Raw genomic sequence first — 20,594 nt, forward strand, 5'->3', positions numbered from 1 at the left:
GTGAGGTAGGCCGTCTGAAGGCTTCAGACGGCCTGTTACCAATTTATAAGGACTCGATTTTTCTTAACAATTCACGCAATGCTTGAGCGCGGTGGCTTTCGGCATTTTTGATTTCAGGGTCAAGCTCGGCGGCGGTGCAGCCGTGTTCGGCCAGATAGAAATGCGGGTCATAGCCGAAGCCGTTTGCACCGGCTGCTTCGGCCTGCCATTGGCCGCGCCAAATACCTTCGGCGATGATGGGTTGCGGGTCGTTTTCGTGGCGAACAAGGACAAGGACGCAGACGTAGTAGCAGCTTTTATCGTCTTTATCGGCAAGATCGGCAGACAGTTTGGCGTTGTTTGCGGCATCGGATTTGGGGTTTTCGCCTGCATAACGAGCGGAGAAAATACCGGGTGCGCCGTTTAAGGCGTTGGTGCAGATGCCGGAGTCGTCGGCAAGTGCCGGTAAGCCGCTGTATTTGGCGGCATGGCGCGCTTTGGTCAGGGCATTTTCAACAAAGGTATGGTACGGCTCGGGACATTCGGGCGTATTGAACTGCGATTGCGGCAGGACTTCGATGTTTAAGTCGGCAAAGAGGCGGGAAAATTCTTTGAGTTTGCCTGCGTTGCCACTGGCAAGGACGATTTTTTCAAACATGGTTTTTCCTTAATGGTTTTCGGTTTGCTGCATACGAGCCATTTGTGCGCGTGCTTTGTGGCGGATGTAAAGGGCAAGGCTGCCGATTTGGGCAAAAACGGCGGCAAAGGCAAATAGAAAGGTGGCAACGGCGAATTGTTTGCTGTGAATGCTCAGAAGATAAGCGCCCAACAGAATCAGTATGATAAACATCAGGGTAAATAGGGCGGTCAGGAGCAGATAGGCTTTTTGTCGGGTCATGGCAGCTTGGGTAATGGGGAAAAATGTTCTGATTATAACGTCAGATTGGGAATTTGAAACCATGCCGTATTCGTTAAAAAGGCCGTCTGAATATTTCAGACGGCCTTAAGTCGAATAACGGATTAACGCAATTCTGTGTGCAGGCGGCTCAACAATGTGGAGGCATCGCTGCCTTTGTATGGGCTGCCGTCTTTGTTCAACAGATGGAGGCGTGCGCCATTGTTGATAGGCTCAACATAGACGATGATTTCAGGATACGTTTTTGGTGCTTCTGCTTTGCCTTTGCCAAATACGCGTTTGAACAGGCCTGGTTTTTTATTGGCAACTGCTTCGCCTTCGGTTGGTGCTTGTTGAACCAAGAAGGCGCGGCGTTCGGCATTTTGACCGATAACAGTCAGGCCAATACGGTCAAGCGCAAGGGCGGTACGGCGCCAGTTGCGGCCGTAATCGCCTGCCAGCAACAGAGTGCCATTGTCCACACGGGCTAACTCAGAAGCATTGCTGCGGGCGGCAACGCTTTGGGTCAGAGCCTGTTCGGCTTGTTGGCCGTCAACGCCCAAGTATTGCATAAAGCGGGCGAGGAATGCGGCTTCGAGGTTAGGGTCGTTTTCACCCGGCTGCCACATCGTAGTGTCTTTTTTACGGTCGGCATAAACTTCTTTCATGCCTTTGTGGGCGAAGAAGATGTCGGTCGAACCGTTTTTACCTTGTTCGATGCGGATGATGAATTTGTCGCGTTCGCTGGTAGAGTAGATACCGCCCAAGCCGACTTTATCCAACAGACGGCGCAGGCTGTCTTGAGGGATTTTGGCTCGGTTTTCAGCCCACTCGGTCTCCATTTGGCCGATGGCAGGTTCTTCAGATTTGATGTCGAAACCGTTTTCTTGCCAGAATACTTTCAGCAACGGCCAAATTTCGCGAGGCGATTTGCCATCGACAACCAACCAGCGTTGGTTGCCGTCACGCTCAAGGCGTACGCCTTTAACGGATTTCAAGACTTCTGCATTGGCAGGTTGTTGTACGGCTTGAGTGCGGCGTTTGTTGAAGTCGCTGGCACGGACGGCACCGCTGCCTGCCGGTAATTGGTAGAGGTTGCCTTGGTCTGGGTTGTTCAAATCAGGTGGTACTTCCAGTTTGACCAGGCGATGCGATTGACTTTGATAGTCGAGTTTGGGTTGTTCTTTTTTGCTGCCGGAACAGGCAGTCATGCTAATCAGGGCGAGGGCTACTACGATGGGTTTGATATAGGTCATCTTGTTTTCCTGTGGATGGAGTTCTTAACAGGGAGGCCATCTGAAAAGGGCGTTTGGGATTCAGACGGCCTTATTTCCGGATCAGATTTGTCCTGATTTTTCCAGAGCGGCTCGGACTTTGGCTTGACCGGCTTCGGTCAGTGCTACCAAAGGCAGACGAACATGGGGTTCGCATTTGCCCAATAAGCTCAGGCCCCATTTGGGCGCGGCCGGGCTGGGCTCGCAGAACATGGTGTTATAAATTGGGATAAGTTGCTCGTTTAGACGACGGGCGGTCGCAATATCGCCCTCAAGGGCGGCTCGGCACATGTCGGCGAAGAGTTTTGGTGCAACGTTGGCTGCGACGGTTACCACGCCGTGGCCGCCACACAGCATGAAGGGCAGACCGGTAGGATCGTCGCCGGATAAAACGGCAAAACCTTCGGGAACGCTGTTGATCAATTCGATGTTGCTGCCGATTTTGCCGCTGGCTTCTTTGACACCCACGATATTGGGAATTTCGGCCAAGCGCAAAATAGTGTCGTTGCTCATGCTGACGACGGTGCGGCCGGGAACATTGTAGATAACCATCGGAATCGAAGTGGCTTCAGCGATGGCTTTGAAATGTTGGTAAATGCCTTCTTGGGAAGGTTTGTTGTAATAGGGGACGACGGATAAGGTGTAGTCCGCACCAGCTTGCTCGGCGGCTTGGGAAAGGGCGATGGCTTCGACAGTATTGTTGGCGCCTGTGCCGGCGATAACGGGAACGCGCTTGTTGACGTGTTTGACAGTGGCTTCAATAACGGCCAAATGTTCTTCGACAGGCAGGGTGGCTGACTCGCCGGTGGTGCCGACTGCAACGATGCCGTCGGTGCCGTTTTCAATGTGCCAGTCGATTAAGTCATGAAGTTGTTCGTAGTTGATGCTGCCGTCTTGATTCATCGGAGTAATCAGGGCAACCAGACTGCCTTTTAACATACGGAAACCTTTAATTTTATGGTGTGGGTGAATTATGCAGTGGATTGTAGCTTACTTTGTTGTTTGTGTGAAACATATCCGCTATGAGGCCGGGCCGTTTAATCGTGATTTGTCATTATCTTAATGAATAATACATTTTTAAATCATTAGTTTGTTTGTTTTAAGATGGAAAAATACTGTCAAGGATTAAAATGTGTTAAGGCTGTTTGAGGCCGTCTGAAAATGATTAGGCAAAACTTTCAGACGGCCTGATGATTTTGAATTTGCTGATACATTTTAAATTAGTTAAAATGCGCATCTTAATATTTTTTAACGATTCTTAAGAAAGGGTCATTATGGCCGAAATGACAGATAAACAGGCCGGTTCGCCTGATTTGGTTTACGGTTTGGAAGACAAGCCGCCGTTTGGGAATGCGTTGTTGAGTGCGGTCACGCACCTTTTGGCTATTTTTGTCCCGATGATTACGCCGGCGCTGATTGTCGGCGGGGCGTTGGAGCTGCCGGTTGAAATGACGGCTTATTTGGTGTCGATGGCGATGGTGGCTTCCGGTGTCGGTACTTATTTGCAGGTCAACCGTTTCGGGTCGGTCGGTTCGGGCATGTTGTCGATTCAGTCGGTCAATTTCTCTTTTGTAACCGTGATGATTGCGCTCGGTACCGGCATGAAAGAGGGCGGCTTGACTGAAGATGCGATGATTTCAACGCTTTTGGGCGTGTCCTTTGTCGGCGCGTTTTTGGTGTGCTTCTCCGCCTGGCTTTTGCCTTATCTGAAAAAAGTGATTACGCCGACTGTAAGCGGCGTGGTCGTGATGCTGATCGGCTTGAGCTTGGTGCATGTCGGCATTACTGACTTTGGTGGCGGCTTCGGTGCCAAAGCAGACGGTACGTTCGGCTCGATGGAAAACTTGGGTCTGGCATCGCTGGTGTTGCTGATTGTTTTGGTTTTCAACTGCTTGAAAAATCCTTTGCTGCGCATGAGCGGCATCGCGGTGGGTTTGATTGTCGGTTATATCGTTGCGCTGTTTTTGGGCAAAGTGGATTTTTCCGCCCTGCAAAACCTGCCGCTGATTACCCTGCCGGTTCCGTTTAAATATGGTTTCGCATTCGATTGGCACGCGTTTATTGTTGCCGGTGCGATTTTCCTGTTGAGCGTATTTGAAGCGGTAGGCGATTTGACGGCGACTGCGATGGTCTCCGAGCAGCCGATTGAGGGTGAGGAATACACCAAACGCCTGCGCGGCGGTGTGTTGGCGGATGGTTTGGTGTCTGTGATTGCGACTGCTCTGGGCTCTTTGCCTTTGACCACGTTTGCGCAAAACAACGGCGTGATTCAAATGACCGGCGTGGCTTCGCGTCATGTGGGCAAATATATTGCGGCGATTTTGGTGTTGTTGGGCTTGTTCCCTGTTATCGGCCGCGCGTTTACCACAATTCCGAGTCCGGTTTTGGGTGGTGCGATGGTATTGATGTTTGGCCTGATTGCGATTGCCGGCGTGCGGATTTTGGTCAGCCACGGTATTCGCCGCCGTGAAGCGGTTATCGCGGCAACTTCTGTCGGTTTGGGTTTGGGCGTGGCGTTTGAGCCTGAAGTGTTCAAAAACCTGCCGGTATTGTTCCAAAACTCAATTTCCGCAGGCGGTATTATGGCGGTATTGTTGAACCTGGTTTTGCCAGAAGACAAAACCGATAAAGCGGTTAAGGTGGAAACCGATAGTTTGGATCACTAAGCAAGCTTTATTCAAAGGTCGTCTGAAGTTTCAGACGGCCTTTTGGTTTTTCGGCTATAATATTGTTTTTATTTGTTATCCGAGTGGTTCGGATAGCCCTACCCGGAAAGGTTTTATATGACGGTTTATTCACTTTTTATCACTTGTCCTCGCGGTTTGGAAGCGCCTTTGACGCAAGAACTCGACAGCATGGCATGCCAGGATATCCGCGCTGTTGATGGCGGTGTGGCATGTAAAGGCACGATGGAGCAGGTGTACCGCATCAACCTGCATTCGCGCGTTGCCAGCCGTGTTTTGCTGCGTTTGACCAAAGGCGGTTATCGCAACGAACACGATATCTATAAACTGGCACGAAATCTGCATTGGACAGGTTGGTTTAAGCTGGAGCAGACCTTTAAAGTCAAAGTTGAAGGCAAACGCGCCAATGTGAAAAGCTTGGATTTTGTCGGTTTGAAGATCAAAGATGCCGTCTGTGATGCCTTCCGCGATATTTATGATGCGCGTCCGAGCGTGGGCAAAATCAATCCTGATATCCGCATCCATGCCTTTATCGATGAACGCAATGTGGAAATCTTTATCGATACTTCCGGCGAAGCACTCTTCAAACGCGGCTATCGTCAGGATACCGGCGAAGCCCCATTGAGGGAAAACTTGGCGGCAGGTTTGCTGCTTTTGGCAGGCTATGACGGTACGCAGCCTTTCCAAGACCCGTTTTGCGGTAGCGGTACGATTGCCATTGAGGCTGCATGGATTGCGACACACCGTGCGCCGGGTTTGATGCGCCGTTTCGGTTTTGAAAAACTGCAAAACTTCGACAAAGAAAAATGGCAAGCCCTGCGCCGTGAAGCTGAAAAACAAATCAAACCGGCAGCCGCGCCAATTTCCGGCAGCGACAACGACCGTTATATGATCCGCGCCGCATTGGCCAATGCTCAAGCCGCCGAAGTGGATAATTTCCTCCGTTTTGATGTGCAAGATGCGCAAGACGCTCGACCAAACGGCGAACACGGCATTATGATTTCCAATCCGCCTTATGGCGTGCGCCTTGCCGAAATTCAGGCTTTACAGGCTCTTTATCCGCAACTGGGCACATGGTTGAAACAGCACTACGCAGGCTGGCTGGCTGGGATGTTTACCGGCGATCGCGATATGCCGAAATTTATGCGCCTTTCTCCGAAGCGTAAAATTCCGCTGTTTAATGGTAACTTGGATTGCCGATTGTTTTTGATGGATATGGTTAAAGGCTCGAATCGGGGCTAAAACCTGAAATTGAGGCTGTCTGAAAGATGATTTCAGACGGCCTTTTTTGATTTGTTAAAACTGTCTTTGTTATAACGGAGTTTGCTTTTCTTTTTTTAATTACAGGCTGTCTGAATCGTGTTCAGACGGCCTTTTTATTGGCTTAAAACTACTATTTTATAGTAATAGACAATCAGATAAATAATAAAAATCTATTGTATGGGTAAAATACATTGTTAAATAAAAATACCATATCTAGTAGTCTTGTGTTTTAATTTGCACCATATATTGTGTTTTATAGTATTGCAATGAGTAGCTTGAAATTTACAGTTGAACAAATTGTCTGGCAGGAAGTGCCGGGTGAAGTGTCGCTGGCGTTTCTGTTTTCCGGTTGTCCGTTGCGTTGCAAAGGTTGCCACAGTGCCGATACATGGAAAGAGGGTATTGGCACGGAATTGACCGAGGATTATTTAAAAGGCCGTCTGAAACGCTATCGCGGGCTAATTAGCTGCGTGTTGTTTATGGGCGGGGAATGGCAACCGAAAGCCTTACAGAAAATGCTGGCTATTGTTGCTCAGGAAGGTTTGAAAGCCTGTTTGTACACTGGCTTGGATCGCGAGGAGCTGGAGACGGTTTCAGACGGCATCCTGCCTTATCTGACGTATCTGAAAACCGGCCGTTGGCAGATGGAGCTGGGCGGTTTGGACAGCCCGACCACCAATCAGAAGTTTATCGATTTGCGTACGGGCGAGGTGTTGAACCGCTTGTTTGTCAAAGACAAACCCGCGCCCAAAGTTTTTCCAGTGGCTTCAATTTAGCTCAATGCTGTATTGCACTGATTTAAATTGAATTTATTGTATTCGCTGACAGCGATGTTTCAGACGGCCTGACCGTCATTACTTGATAAATCAACCAAACCATACAGGAGAATTAACATGATTCGGCTGCATCCCGAACAGTTAAACGGAAAACTACAATTCATGCGCGACTACATCAGCGCGCAAAACGCGGCGGACGGCTCGAAAATGGATGCCAATGCCAACGTAACGCAAAAAAACATCGCCACGATGGAAGCGGAAATCATGAAAGACTTTTTCGTGCAGATTAACCGTGCCCAAGTGTCGCGCAAAATCGCCGAAATTTTCGACCAATCCGTCGCCGACGAATACATCCGGCAGATTGAGGCACATGAGATTTATGTGCATGACGAAACCAGCCTCAAGCCTTACTGTGTGTCGGTTACGCTGTATCCTTTCCTGCTCGACGGCTTAAGCAAACTCGGCGGCGAATCTAAGGCGCCGCAGCATCTGGCTTCGTTTTGCGGCTCGTTTATCAACCTTGTGTTTGCCATCAGCGCGCAGTTTGCCGGCGCGGTGGCGACGGTGGAATTTCTGACTTATTTCGACTACTTCGCCCGTAAAGACTACGGCGACAATTATTTGGAAACCCACGGCAAAGAAATCGCCAACCACATGCAGCAGGTGGTGTACAGCATCAACCAGCCCGCCGCCGCGCGAGGCTATCAGAGCGTATTCTGGAATATTTCCGTTTACGATCAATACTATTTCGACGCGATGTTCGGCGATTTCGTCTTCCCCGATTTCAGCAAACCGGTGTGGGCGAGCGTGGCGAAGCTGCAAAACTTCTTCCTCAAATGGTTCAATCAGGAGCGCACCAAAGCCGTTTTGACTTTCCCTGTCGTGACCGCCGCGATGCTGACCGATGGCGGCAAATGCAAAGACACCGTGTTCGCCGACGAAATGGCGAAAGAATTGGCGGAAGGAAATTCCTTCTTCGTTTATCTTTCCGACAACCCCGATTCGTTGGCTTCCTGCTGCCGTCTGCGCAACGCCATTGAAGACCGCACTTTTAGCTATACCCTCGGCGCAGGCGGCGTGGCGACCGGTTCCATCAACGTCATCACCATCAACATGAACCGGTTGGAACAAGACGGGCGCGACCTTGCCGCCGAAGTGGCCAAAATCCACAAATACCAATACGCCTACCGCAAACTGATGGAAGAATACCAAGCTGCCGGCATGCTGCCCGTTTACGATGCAGGCTTCATCACGCTGGACAAACAGTTCCTCACCATCGGCATCAACGGCATGGCGGAAGCAGCCGAATCGCAAGGCATCAAAGTCGGCTACAACGACGACTACATCAACTTCGTCCAAGGCCGTCTGAAAACCATATTTGAAGCCAACCAAGCCGCCAGCAAACACTACGGCGTGAAGTTCAACACTGAGTTTGTCCCTGCTGAAAACCTCGGCGTGAAAAACGCCAAATGGGACAAAGCCGACGGCTACAAAGTCAGCCGCGAATGCTACAACTCCTATTTCTACGTCGTCGAAGACGAAGAAATCAACGCGCTCGACAAATTCCTGCTGCACGGCAAAGAACTGGTGGACTGGCTCGACGGCGGCTCCGCGCTGCACCTAAACCTCGACGAAGCCTTGCCCGAATCCGGCTACCGCTCCCTCTTGGACATTGCTGCGCAAACCGGCTGCAACTACTTCTGCGTGAACGTGCGCATCACCATCTGCAACGAATGCGGCCATATTGACAAACGCACTCTGCACGCCTGTTCTGCCTGCGGCAGCCACGACATCGACTACGGCACCCGAGTGATCGGTTATCTGAAGCGCGTATCCGCCTTCTCAAGTGGACGACGCAAAGAGCATGCGCTCAGACATTATCACCGTAAAGCGGCGTAATCATTGAAAAAAGGATTACTTAAAAAAGTAAAGGCCGTCTGAAATTTCAGACGGCCTTTAGTATGTTTAGATAGGCTGACTCTTTCAACTTCATGATTTTAATTAAATTAAACAACAATGCTTGATACTTTAATATTTTGAAGTTCCGTGTGATTCGCAGGTAGGGTGTGTGGCGCAGCCACGCACGCAGTGGGTTGAGTATGCAGGCTACGGCTTATTATTAAATTTTGATTCAAGAAATAATTTTAATGATAAAGGAATGCTGCAATGATTACTAAGAATAGAAATGATATTTTTTGTTTGAATAATTGTGGATGTATTGTTCCTTTTCTGAAATGGAGTTACCCCATGTTCTCTAGCAAAGACTAAGAAATCTAAGAATTTAGTTAAGAATTGTATATGATATTTTCCTCGCCACTCAGTATATTTGTTTAAATTACTAAAATTTTGTCTAAATTTTGAATTTTTAATTCTATAATGTTCATTGTTGTTATTCAATATTTTGAATTTATTGAATATTTCTATATCTTGATTAATTTTTTTTGATATAATAAATTGTGAGTTATTTTTAAAGTCTATAAATTCTTTCAAATCACATAAGGTACATGAAATTTTCTCATGGCGACAAATAAAAATTATTTCTTGCACCCTGTGTGTAAGCGTAAGATAGTTTTCGAAACAATCCGTAAATATTTTTTTAATATCTAATAATACGTCATTATCTTCTTCAGATAATAAATTTAAGCCAAAGGTTTGTTGGATTAATGAACTAATAACATTCCATTCACAACAATAATTTTCTATAGAATATCTATCAGTGATGTATATGTCTAATTTTTTTACATTAATTCTTGGCTTTATAAAATCTTTATCTATAAAATAAAGAATATGGTCATTTTTTGTAGTAGGATTTTTATGTTGGATTTCACGAAAAGATATTACATTATCTCTCCCTTCTACAAATGCATGAAAAAAATCATTCTCAGTGAAGTGGTATTGTTTTATAAATGGAAGGTAGAACGAGGGGCACTCTTGCCCTTCAAATATAAAACTAATTTTTTTAGATGTTCTTTTTGTCAAATATTTAGCAAAATAAGCAACTGCCTTAGTCCTACTATTCCGTACTGTATCAATTCTATTATTCATCTTAAATACCATTTATTTGCCATTTATTTTAATTTCAATAGTAGTTGCATTAGCATCAAACTCATTATCGAATATAAATGGAGAATGGGTAATAGCAATAATTTGATTACAGGAATTCTGCTTTAACATATCAGGCAATAATCTTTGCTGCCATTCTAATGATAATGATAACTCCGGTTCATCAATAAGAATTAGAAATTTTTTATCTAAATTTAAAATTAATTTTGAAAAAATACTGATAATTTGTTTTTCACCAGAACTCAGAGAACCTAATTGAATAGGTTCTTCTAAGTGAGTATTGAATACATCCACAGTTAGTTTTGTTTTATCAAATCTAATTAATTTATCATTAAAATCACTCATTCTAAAATAGTCATTTATTAGATTAACAAAGTTCTCAATTGCATTTTCTTGGTCTTTAGATTTCTTATAACTATCAATTAATTTGATAAATAGATAAATAAGAGGGTTATTATGTTTATTATTATCTATAGCATCTAAGATTTGTTTTATTTTGTCATCAGTATAATTTCCTAGCCTTTCAAGCATAAGCTTGATAGTTTTTTTATCCTCATCAGTAATTTCAACTATTTCAGGACGATCATCTAATAATGTATCAATAATATTGTTGCTGAGAGATTGATATGATTGTAATAAATCTTTTTTTATAGAGTTAGTAAGAATATTTAATTGCTTTTCCACATCTGACAAGCCAAAATTAATTAGTTGGTCATTATCTTCTATAAATCTTCTTTTACGAATATTATTAAAATAATTAATGGATTCAAAATCATCTAAGGTATTGTTAAATTGTAAATCTTCTTCGGTTGCTTCAATCCGTCGATAGGTAGTAAGTAATAATATATCGATATCAGTAAATCGCTCACTAATCTTCTTTCGAATGTTACTGATATATTCATTTTGTATCATTTGATCAAATATATTTGCTAATTTTTCATATAGTTCATCATCACTCCATGGGGTATTCATGTATAAAAATTTAAAGAAATCATCCTCTTTAATTAATTGGGATTGCTTTGAAAAATATAAAACAGCTAATTTATCGATGTTTTTCGATATATTAATATCTTCTGGTGGAAACCTTAAATTCCGTCGGATTAAACGATCTTTTAATTTAGGCTCAATAGTTAATGCTTGCTGCTTATTAAAATTAATAATTTCACCATCTTCGAATTGTAACTCAAGTTCAGTAAATGGAAGTGGTAAGAGTTTTGAGAATTGACCTGAGATAAAGTAATATAAACTCATTAGAATAGTAGTTTTACCAAACCCATTTTCAGCAAGAATAACTGTTACATCCTCATGAAAATTGATCAGAAAGTCTTTGTATCCATGAACATTTTTTAATTTAAATTGATTTAATATAGATGATTGTTTATTCATTGTAGTTTCCTAAAATTTTTCTAAGATTGTTTTTAGATATTTAGCGGTATAACTAACCTCTGTTTGAGATATTATTTCTTCTGGACTACCTTCCGCAATAACTCTCCCTCCACCATCACCGCCTTCCGGTCCTAAATCCACAATATAATCAGCCGTTTTTATAACGTCAAGATTATGCTCGATAATCACTATCGAGTTGCCTTTGCCTTTCAGACGGCCGATGACTTCCAGCAACAGGGCGATGTCGGCGAAGTGCAGGCCGGTGGTGGGTTCGTCGAGGATGTAGAGCGTTCTGCCGGTGTCGCGTTTGGAGAGTTCGAGGGCAAGTTTGACGCGTTGGGCTTCGCCGCCGGAGAGGGTAGTGGCGGACTGGCCGAGGCGGATGTAGCCTAGGCCTACGTCCATCAGGGTTTGCAGTTTGCGCGATACGGTGGGGACGGCGTCGAAAAATTCGCGGGCTTCTTCGACGGTCATGTCGAGGACTTGGCTGATGTTTTTGCCTTTGTATTGGATTTCGAGGGTTTCACGGTTGTAGCGTTTGCCGTGGCAGACTTCGCAGGGGACGTACACGTCGGGCAGGAAGTGCATTTCGACTTTAATCACGCCGTCGCCTTGGCAGGCTTCGCAGCGGCCGCCTTTGACGTTGAAGGAAAATCTGCCGACGCTGTAGCCGCGTTCGCGCGAGAGGGGCACGCCGGCGAAGAGTTCGCGAATGGGGGTGAACAGGCCGGTGTAGGTGGCGGGGTTGGAGCGCGGGGTGCGGCCGATGGGGGATTGGTCGACGTTGATGACTTTGTCGAGGTGTTCGAGGCCTTGGATGTCGTCGTATGGGGCGGGTTCTTCTTGGGCGCGGTTGAGTTCGCGGGCGGTGATTTTGGCGAGGGTGTCGTTAATCAGGGTGGATTTGCCGCTGCCGGATACGCCGGTGATGCAGGTAATCAAACCGAGCGGCAATTCGAGGGTAACGTTTTTAAGGTTGTTGCCACGCGCGCCTTTGAGGACGAGCATTCGGTCGGGATTGACGGGCGTGCGTTCTGACGGCACGGCAATGGATCTTTTGCCGCTGAGGTATTGTCCGGTAACGGAGTTTTCGCATTTGGCGACGTTTTCGGGGGTGTCGGCAATCAGTACGTTGCCGCCATGTTCGCCTGCGCCGGGGCCCATATCGACGACGAAATCGGCTTCGCGGATAGCGTCTTCGTCGTGTTCGACCACAATCACGCTGTTGCCCAAATCGCGCAGGCGTTTGAGGGTGGCGAGCAGGCGGTCGTTATCGCGCTGGTGCAGGCCGATGGAGGGTTCGTCCAACACATACATTACGCCAGTCAGACCACTGCCGATTTGGCTGGCGAGGCGGATGCGCTGGGCTTCGCCGCCGGAAAGGGTTTCGGCGGAGCGGCTTAAATTCAGGTAATCCAGCCCGACGTTAATCAGGAAGCCGAGGCGTTCGGTGATTTCTTTAAGGATTTTTTCGGCGATTTGTTTTTTGTTGCCGTCCAAATCCAGCGTTTCAAAAAATTGGTGGGTTTTGGTCAGCGGCCAGGCGGAGATTTCGTGCAACGGCTCGCCACTGACGTAAACGTATCGCGCTTCTTTACGCAAACGTGCGCCGCCGCAGCTTGGGCAGGCGCGGTGGTTTTGGTATTCGCGCAGTTTTTCGCGCACGGTTTCGCTGTCGGTTTCGCGGTAGCGGCGTTCGAGATTGGGGATGATGCCTTCAAAGGCATGACTGCGGTTGAAGGTGGTGCCGCGTTCGGACAGGTAGGTGAAGTCGATGACTTCTTTGCCCGAACCGTGCAAGACAACTTTTTTGACTTTTTCAGGCAGTGTTTCCCATGCTGCATCCGCATCAAACTCATAATGGCGTGCTAACGACTGAATCATTTGGAAATAGAATTGGTTGCGCTTATCCCAGCCGTCAATCGCGCCTGCGGCTAAGGATAATTCGGGATGGGCAACCACTTTTTCGGGATCGAAGAAGTTAGTGTTGCCCAAACCGTCGCAAGTCGGGCAGGACCCCATCGGGTTGTTGAAGGAAAACAGGCGCGGCTCTAATTCGGGCAGGCTGTACGAACACACGGGGCAGGCAAAACGCGCGGAGAACCAATGCTCTTCGCCGCTGTCCATTTCCATCGCCAGTGCGCGTTCGTTGCCGTGGCGCAATGCGGTTTCAAAACTTTCCGCCAGCCGCTGCTTGATGTCCGCCTTCACTTTCACGCGGTCGATGACGACGTCAATGTTGTGCTTGATGTTTTTTTCCAGCTTCGGTACTTCGTCAAGCTGATAGACTTCGCCGTCCACGCGTACACGCGCAAAACCCTGCGCCTGCAAGTCGGCAAAGAAATCGACAAACTCGCCCTTACGCTCGCGCACTGCCGGCGCCAAAATCATCACGCGCGTGTCTTCCGGCAGTTTCAATACGGCATCGACCATCTGTGATACGGTTTGACTGGATAGCGGCAGATTGTGTTCGGGGCAATACGGCGTGCCGACGCGTGCATACAAAAGACGCAGGTAATCGTGGATTTCTGTTACCGTGCCGACGGTGGAGCGCGGATTGTGACTGGTGGATTTTTGCTCGATGGAAATCGCGGGCGATAAGCCTTCAATTAAATCGACATCGGGTTTGTCCATCATCTGTAAAAACTGACGGGCATAGGCGGAAAGGCTCTCAACATAACGGCGTTGCCCTTCGGCATACAAAGTATCAAACGCCAGCGATGATTTACCGCTGCCTGACAATCCTGTTACCACCACGAGCTTGTGGCGCGGAATGTCTAAATCGACATTTTTCAAATTATGTGTACGCGCGCCGCGGATGCGGATGGTGTCATTATCGTGTGAATGTTTGGGATGATGATTGCACATATTGTCAGGCCGTCTGAAAAATAAAATAAACGGCTATTGTAGCACTTTTCAAATGACAGACTGGATAGATAAAGCATTTGATATAAAAGAAACAAAGAGGCCGTCTGAAAATATGTTTTCAGACGGCTTTTGATATAGATGGATCAGCTTATCAGTCGATTTTGCGGAGAATTTCGCGCAGGGCTTTTTGCCAGTCGGACGGTTTGATACAGAATTCGGTCTCTAGACGTGAGCAATCCATAATGCTGTATGCCGGACGCGGAGTGGGCAGGGGGTATTGATCAGTGGTAATTGCGTTCAGTTCCGGAATGCGGAAGCTGTCGTCTAATTGGTGGGCCGTCTGAAAGATGGCTTTGGTAAATTCGTACCATGTTGCCGATTTGTTGCCACAGTAATGGAAGATGCCGCGTGGGGAAGTGGGCTGTTGCAATAAACTGATGATGGCATGAGCCAAGTCGCCTGCATAAGTCGGACAACCGGTTTGGTCGTGAACAATGGAGAGGGAGTCACGTTCTTTAGCAAGGCGCAGCATGGTCTTGACGAAATTGCTGCCGTATTCGCTAAACAGCCATGAAGTACGGACGATTGTACTTTCCGGATGCGCGGCTAAAGCCAAAAGCTCGCCTGCAACTTTGGATTGACCGTAAGTGCTGCGCGGATTGGTGTAGTCGGTTTCGCGGTAAGGGCGTTTGCCTTCGCCGTCGAATACATAATCAGTAGAAATATGGATAAAGCGGGCATGTGCAGCGCGAGCAGCTGCGGCAAGGTTGTGAACAGCGGTTGCGTTGACGGCAAAAGCAGCCTCTGCGTTTTCTTCTGCTTTATCGACGGCAGTGTAAGCTGCGGCATTAACGATGGCATCTGGTTGGAAGTTTTTAATCATATGATGCACGGCTTCGGTATCGGTAATGTCCAGCGAAGTAGAATCGGTAGCAATCAGTTCCCAATCTTCGGGCAGGCGGTCGCGCAGACAACGGGCAAGCTGGCCTTTGGCTCCGGTCAATAAAGTACGCATGGTTGAATATCTCCTCTGATAGCTGTTAAATAGGTGTTCGTGTCATTATAGTGTAAATAAGACAAATTCACATTATTGGCGTAGAACAAAATGCAGAGGTGGCTGCATTTGGGTAAATTGTCGATATTATCTATCCATAATAATAACCACTTATTGGTATTATGTTTGTTTACTATAACTAGAGTTAAAGTTCAGCTTTTAACAAGATAGATAAAGGATCTATGCTGTTTGAGAGAGTGTGAATCAATGTTAATGTTTTTATTGTTGCTAGGATAATGGAATTTAAAAACAGGCGAGACTCCGTCCTTTTATCGGCAAATTCTACCGTTTGATATTTTTGAGTAAATATTTTGAAAAATATTACTAAAATAATAATTGAGCAAGGGCGGATTTGCTCGTTCCGCTAGCTCAATATCTTTATTAACTATTTTGGGAGTAATTATTATGGCATACTGTTACGGGGGGTATTATACTAGACCCCTGGTTAGTTCTTACTGCGCTCCTGCGCCTAAGGCTTCCTACTCTTCTTACTACTGCGCTCCTGCAGCAAAATCTTCTGTTTCTATCGGCAGTATCGCTAGCATTGCCAGCGTCGGCGTGTCAGTAGTTAATGCGGTAACTGGTTTGGTTTCTGCTATTGCGGCATTCTGCCCACCGGCAAAAACTCCTAACTACAAATGTGTTCCGGTTTGCCCACCTTACAACTGTGATCCAATCAAACCGATCCCATGTCCAAAACCACAACCTAAACCTCAGCCTAAGCCTCAACCAAAACCTGAGCCTAAACCTGAGCCACAACCAGAACCGCAACCAGAACCAAAACCACAACCAAAACCTGAGCCTAAGCCAGAACCAAAACCTGAGCCTAAACCAGAACCAAAACCTGAGCCTAAACCAGAACCAAAACCTGAGCCTAAACCAGAACCTAAGCCAGAGCCAGACTGCAAAGACTGTGTTGACGACCATAACCAAAACAACTCATACGGTCACGAAGACAAAAACCCAGGTAATGTCATTCGAGCTGAAGACTGCAAAGACGGCAACGTTATCCGCGGTACTGATGCTAAAGATACCATTTATGGTACTGCTTGCGAAGACATCATCTACGGTGGCAACGGCACAGACGTAATCTACGCCGGTGCTGGTAACGACACCATTTACGGTGATGCCGACGGTGACTCTCTGTACGGTGAAGAAGGTAAAGACTACCTGCAAGGTGGTGCCGGTAACGACTACCTGAACGGTGGTTCCGGTGCTGACATCATGCGCGGTGGCGACGGTAACGACGTTTACTTCGTTGACAATGCCAACGACCAAGTTATCGAATACGGCAATGCACACGCCGGTATCGATACTGTTCGTACCGTTATCGACTACACTCTGACCGATCACGTTGAAAACCTGATTTTGCAAGGTATGCAAAACCTGAACGGTACCGGTAACTCTTTGAACAACAACATCGAAGGTAATGGTGGCAACAACCATCTGTACGGTTTGGCCGGTGACGACTGCCTGGTTGGCAAAGATGGTAACGACTACCTCGACGGTGGTGTCGGCAACGACATCCTGATCGGCGGTACCGGTAACGACACTTACTTCTTCGACAAAGGTTACGGTCACGACACTATCCGTGAGGAAAGCGGTAATGACACCTTGTTGTTCGGTAAAGGCGTTGCAGCTTCTGACGTATTGCTGAGCAAATCTGGTGCTAACCTGACTGTTTCTGTCGGTACTAACGACAGCATCACCATCGACGATTGGTTCACCGGTAACGATCACAAAGTTGAAAACTTCAAGTTTGCTGACGGTAGCACTTACCAAGTAACCGGCCACGGCGACTACTACTCTCTGTCTGCTGTGAACCAAATCCAAGATCAGACTCAGGCTCCTGCCATCTGATAGAATGATGGTTTTTAGGGTTTGTCCCTAAAATCAAAGGCTAAGGCCGTCTGAAACCGAGCTATAAGGTTTCAGACGGCCTTTATTTTGTAAACAATCTGACGAAAGATGCTAAATTGGGCTAAAATATCATATTCTTCTGTCTACCAAAGAGATACCCGAAATGTCTGAAATCAGCTTGAAAAAAATCTACTCCGGCAAAGTCCGCGATTTGTACGAAATTGACGATAAACGTATGTTGATGGTTGCTTCCGACCGTCTGTCTGCATTCGATGTGATTTTAGATGATCCGATTCCGGGTAAAGGAGAGATTCTGACGCAGATTTCCAATTTTTGGTTTAAAAAACTGGCTCATATCATGCCTAACCATTTTACTGGCCAAACGGTTTACGATGTTTTGCCTGAAAACGAAGCCAAAGCTTTGGAGAAACGCGCCGTCGTGGCTAAAAAACTCACTCCGGTGAAAGTGGAGGCCATTGTGCGCGGTTATCTGGCAGGCAGCGGTTGGAAAGATTATCAAAAGACTGGTTCTGTCTGCGGTATCCAATTGCCTGAAGGTATGCAGGAAGCGCAGCAGTTGCCCGAAGTGATTTTTACACCATCGACCAAAGCCGCAGTTGGTGATCATGATGAAAACATCAGCTTTGAAGAATGCGAACGCATCATTGGTAAAGAGCTGGCGGCGGAAGTACGCGCCAAGGCGATTCAGCTTTATACGGAAGCGGCTGAATATGCGAAATCTCGCGGCATTATTATTTGCGATACCAAGTTTGAATTTGGTTTAGATGAAGAAGGTACGCTGACTTTGATGGACGAAGTATTGACGCCAGACTCCAGCCGTTTTTGGCCTGCCGACCAATACAAAGTCGGCACCAATCCGCCGTCTTTTGACAAACAATTTGTCCGCGACTGGTTGGAGCAAAGCGGTTGGAACAAAAAAGCGCCTGCGCCTAAAGTGCCTGCCGATGTAATTCAAAAAACAGTCGAAAAATATCAGGAAGCATTGACTTTGCTGACTCAGGATTGATTTTTAAGTTTGAAGGCCGTCTGAAAAGGATATGTTTCAGACAGCCTTTTTATTGTATAAATACTGGATTTTAAGGATGGTTGCCTTTATAATCGAGAGTTGTTTTCAGCGCCTTAAAGGCCGTCTGAAAGCTTGTTTATAACCTGCCGCACGGTCTGAAACCCTAACTATGCACATTCGGATTTTAGTGTGCATTATTAGTGTTTTAGCAGTGCGGTATTTTGAAAGGAACAATGATGTTCAATAAACACGTTAAGACTTTCCAATACGGTAATCAAACCGTTACTTTGGAAACTGGCGAAATCGCTCGCCAAGCCGCTGCTGCCGTTAAAGTATCTATGGGCGACACCGTTGTTTTGGTTGCCGTTACTACCAACAAAGAAGTGAAAGAAGGCCAAGACTTCTTCCCTCTGACTGTCGATTACCTCGAGCGTACTTACGCAGCAGGTAAAATCCCCGGCGGTTTCTTCAAACGCGAAGGCAAACAAAGCGAAAAAGAAATCCTGACCAGCCGTCTGATCGACCGTCCGATTCGTCCTCTGTTCCCTGAAGGTTTCTACCACGACATCCAAATCGTAGCGATGGTCGTGTCTGTTGACCCTGAAATCGATTCTGACATTCCTGCAATGTTGGGTGCATCTGCCGCGCTGGTGTTGAGCGGCGTACCGTTTGCCGGTCCGATTGGTGCGGCACGCGTAGGTTATGTAAACGGCGTGTACGTTCTGAACCCGACTAAAGCCGAATTGGCTAAATCACAATTGGACTTAGTTGTTGCCGGTACTTCTAAAGCCGTGTTGATGGTGGAATCCGAAGCCGACATCTTGTCTGAAGAAGTGATGTTGGGCGCAGTTGTTTACGGTCACGATCAAATGCAAGTGGCCATTAATGCCATCAATGAGTTTGCCGACGAAGTCAATCCGGAAGTTTGGGATTGGAAAGCTCCTGAAACCAATGAGGAATTGGTTGCAAAAGTACGCGAAATTGCCGGCGAAACCATTAAAGAAGCGTTCAAAATCCGTCAAAAACAAGCGCGTTCTGCCAAATTGGACGAAGCTTGGAATGCTGTAAAAGAAGCGTTGATTACCGAAGAAACCGACACTTTGGCAGCCAACGAAATCAAAGGCATTTTCAAACACTTGGAAGCCGATGTTGTCCGCAGCCAAATTTTGGACGGCCAACCGCGTATCGACGGTCGCGACACCCGCACTGTTCGTCCGTTGAACATTCAAACCGGCGTATTGCCGCGCACTCACGGTTCTGCACTGTTTACCCGTGGCGAAACCCAAGCTTTGGCGGTTGCAACTTTGGGTACTTCACGCGACGAACAAATCATTGATGCACTTTCCGGCGAATACACCGACCGCTTCATGCTGCACTACAACTTCCCTCCATACTCTACCGGCGAGGTGGGTCGCGTAGGTGCGCCAAAACGTCGTGAAATTGGTCACGGTCGTTTGGCTAAACGTGCATTGTTGGCCGTATTGCCAGAACCTGAAGATTTCAGCTACACCATGCGCGTTGTTTCTGAAATTACCGAATCCAACGGTTCTTCCTCTATGGCTTCCGTCTGCGGCGGCTGTTTGAGCCTGTTGTCTGCCGGTGTGCCTTTGAAAGCACACGTTGCCGGTATCGCCATGGGTCTGATTTTGGACAACAACAAATTTGCAGTCCTGACCGACATCTTGGGCGATGAAGACCACTTGGGCGATATGGACTTTAAAGTAGCCGGTACAACCGAAGGCGTGACCGCGCTGCAAATGGACATCAAAATCCAAGGTATTACCAAAGAAATCATGCAAATCGCTTTGGCTCAAGCCAAAGAAGCGCGTTTGCACATCTTGGATCAGATGAAAGCCGCTGTTGCAGGCCCACAAGAGCTGTCTGCACACGCGCCACGCTTGTTCACTATGAAAATCAACCAAGACAAAATCCGTGATGTGATTGGTAAAGGCGGTGAAACCATTCGTTCGATTACTGCTGAAACCGGTACTGAAATCAACATCGCTGAAGACGGTACCATCACTATCGCTGCGACTACTCAAGAAGCAGGCGATGCAGCGAAAAAACGTATCGAAGAAATCACTGCCGAAGTGGAAGTGGGCAAAGTGTACGAAGGTACTGTGGTTAAAATCCTCGACAACAACGTTGGCGCGATTGTCAGCGTGATGCCGGGCAAAGACGGTTTGGTACACATCAGCCAAATCGCCCACGAGCGCGTACGCAATGTCAGCGACTACCTGCAAGTAGGTCAGGTTGTGAACGTGAAAGCATTGGAAGTAGACGATCGCGGCCGCGTACGCCTGTCTATCAAAGCTTTGCTTGAAGCTCCTGCTCGCGAAGAGAAAGCAGCTGAATAATTTGATTGTTCAAGCTTGAAACAAAAGGCCGTCTGAAATTTTCAGACGGCCTTTTTTTTTATTTAAAAGATGAGTTTAAAAAACGGGTTTCGCCTTTACTTTGATAAA

15 protein-coding genes are annotated in these 20,594 nt (G+C 47.0%); 7 read left to right on the forward strand and 8 right to left on the reverse strand.

Annotated elements, in window-relative coordinates; translation table 11 throughout:
• Positions 1–43 precede the first annotated feature (43 nt).
• The 4 genes from rdgB to dapA form a co-directional block, all read right to left on the reverse strand.
• Positions 44–637, reverse strand: coding sequence for an RdgB/HAM1 family non-canonical purine NTP pyrophosphatase (gene rdgB / locus ACTHTS_RS04695; protein WP_440369352.1), 594 nt, complete (start codon positions 635–637; stop codon positions 44–46).
• A gap of 9 nt (positions 638–646) precedes the next feature.
• Positions 647–877, reverse strand: a complete 231-nt coding sequence (locus ACTHTS_RS04700; protein ID WP_440369353.1) for an NGO_0222 family membrane protein — start codon at positions 875–877, stop codon at positions 647–649.
• A gap of 122 nt (positions 878–999) precedes the next feature.
• A complete protein-coding gene (gene bamC / locus ACTHTS_RS04705) occupies positions 1,000–2,130 on the reverse strand; it encodes an outer membrane protein assembly factor BamC (RefSeq protein WP_049351545.1) in 1,131 nt (376 codons plus the stop codon).
• A gap of 81 nt (positions 2,131–2,211) precedes the next feature.
• Entirely contained in the window at positions 2,212–3,087 is an 876-nt protein-coding gene (gene dapA, locus ACTHTS_RS04710) for a 4-hydroxy-tetrahydrodipicolinate synthase (RefSeq protein ID WP_440369354.1), read from the reverse strand.
• A 335-nt stretch (positions 3,088–3,422) separates the two neighbouring features.
• Between dapA and ACTHTS_RS04715 the strand changes: the two genes are divergently transcribed.
• From ACTHTS_RS04715 to nrdD, 4 genes are all read left to right on the forward strand, one after another.
• A complete protein-coding gene (locus ACTHTS_RS04715) occupies positions 3,423–4,814 on the forward strand; it encodes a nucleobase:cation symporter-2 family protein (RefSeq protein WP_440369355.1) in 1,392 nt (463 codons plus the stop codon).
• Between the two features lie 117 nt (positions 4,815–4,931).
• Entirely contained in the window at positions 4,932–6,074 is a 1,143-nt protein-coding gene (locus ACTHTS_RS04720; protein WP_440369356.1) for a THUMP domain-containing class I SAM-dependent RNA methyltransferase, read from the forward strand.
• A 287-nt stretch (positions 6,075–6,361) separates the two neighbouring features.
• Entirely contained in the window at positions 6,362–6,871 is a 510-nt protein-coding gene (gene nrdG / locus ACTHTS_RS04725) for an anaerobic ribonucleoside-triphosphate reductase activating protein (protein ID WP_219088627.1), read from the forward strand.
• A gap of 117 nt (positions 6,872–6,988) precedes the next feature.
• The gene (gene nrdD, locus ACTHTS_RS04730) at positions 6,989–8,770 is read left to right on the forward strand and encodes an anaerobic ribonucleoside-triphosphate reductase (RefSeq protein ID WP_371459114.1); all 1,782 of its coding nucleotides are present in this window, start codon (positions 6,989–6,991) and stop codon (positions 8,768–8,770) included.
• Positions 8,771–8,977: 207 nt separating this feature from the next.
• Here nrdD and ACTHTS_RS04735 read toward each other — a convergent pair whose 3' ends face one another.
• The 4 genes from ACTHTS_RS04735 to rfbD form a co-directional block, all read right to left on the reverse strand.
• Positions 8,978–9,916, reverse strand: a complete 939-nt coding sequence (locus ACTHTS_RS04735; RefSeq protein WP_371459115.1) for a DUF4435 domain-containing protein — start codon at positions 9,914–9,916, stop codon at positions 8,978–8,980.
• A gap of 12 nt (positions 9,917–9,928) precedes the next feature.
• On the reverse strand, positions 9,929–11,320 hold the full coding sequence (locus ACTHTS_RS04740) for an AAA family ATPase (protein WP_371459116.1): 1,392 nt from the start codon (positions 11,318–11,320) through the stop codon (positions 9,929–9,931).
• A gap of 9 nt (positions 11,321–11,329) precedes the next feature.
• Positions 11,330–14,188: an excinuclease ABC subunit UvrA gene (uvrA, locus tag ACTHTS_RS04745; protein ID WP_371459117.1), complete on the reverse strand. Its 2,859-nt coding sequence runs from the start codon at positions 14,186–14,188 to the stop codon at positions 11,330–11,332.
• A 151-nt stretch (positions 14,189–14,339) separates the two neighbouring features.
• Positions 14,340–15,203, reverse strand: a complete 864-nt coding sequence (rfbD, locus tag ACTHTS_RS04750; RefSeq protein WP_371459118.1) for a dTDP-4-dehydrorhamnose reductase — start codon at positions 15,201–15,203, stop codon at positions 14,340–14,342.
• A 444-nt stretch (positions 15,204–15,647) separates the two neighbouring features.
• Here rfbD and ACTHTS_RS04755 point away from each other — a divergent pair, with 444 nt between their 5' ends.
• The 3 genes from ACTHTS_RS04755 to pnp all read left to right on the forward strand — a co-directional run bounded on the left by ACTHTS_RS04755 (position 15,648) and on the right by pnp (position 20,486).
• Positions 15,648–17,102: a calcium-binding protein gene (locus tag ACTHTS_RS04755; RefSeq protein ID WP_371444204.1), complete on the forward strand. Its 1,455-nt coding sequence runs from the start codon at positions 15,648–15,650 to the stop codon at positions 17,100–17,102.
• A 163-nt stretch (positions 17,103–17,265) separates the two neighbouring features.
• Complete coding sequence (locus ACTHTS_RS04760) at positions 17,266–18,129, forward strand: phosphoribosylaminoimidazolesuccinocarboxamide synthase (protein WP_049322835.1); 864 nt, start codon at positions 17,266–17,268, stop codon at positions 18,127–18,129.
• A 233-nt stretch (positions 18,130–18,362) separates the two neighbouring features.
• Positions 18,363–20,486 (forward strand): polyribonucleotide nucleotidyltransferase, encoded by a 2,124-nt coding sequence (gene pnp / locus ACTHTS_RS04765; RefSeq protein WP_107697060.1) that lies wholly within the window; start codon positions 18,363–18,365, stop codon positions 20,484–20,486.
• Positions 20,487–20,594: the final 108 nt, after the last annotated feature.

The sequence above is a fragment of the Neisseria sp. P0019.S003 genome, assembly GCF_051957115.1.
Taxonomy (GTDB): Bacteria; Pseudomonadota; Gammaproteobacteria; order Burkholderiales; family Neisseriaceae; genus Neisseria; species Neisseria flavescens_D.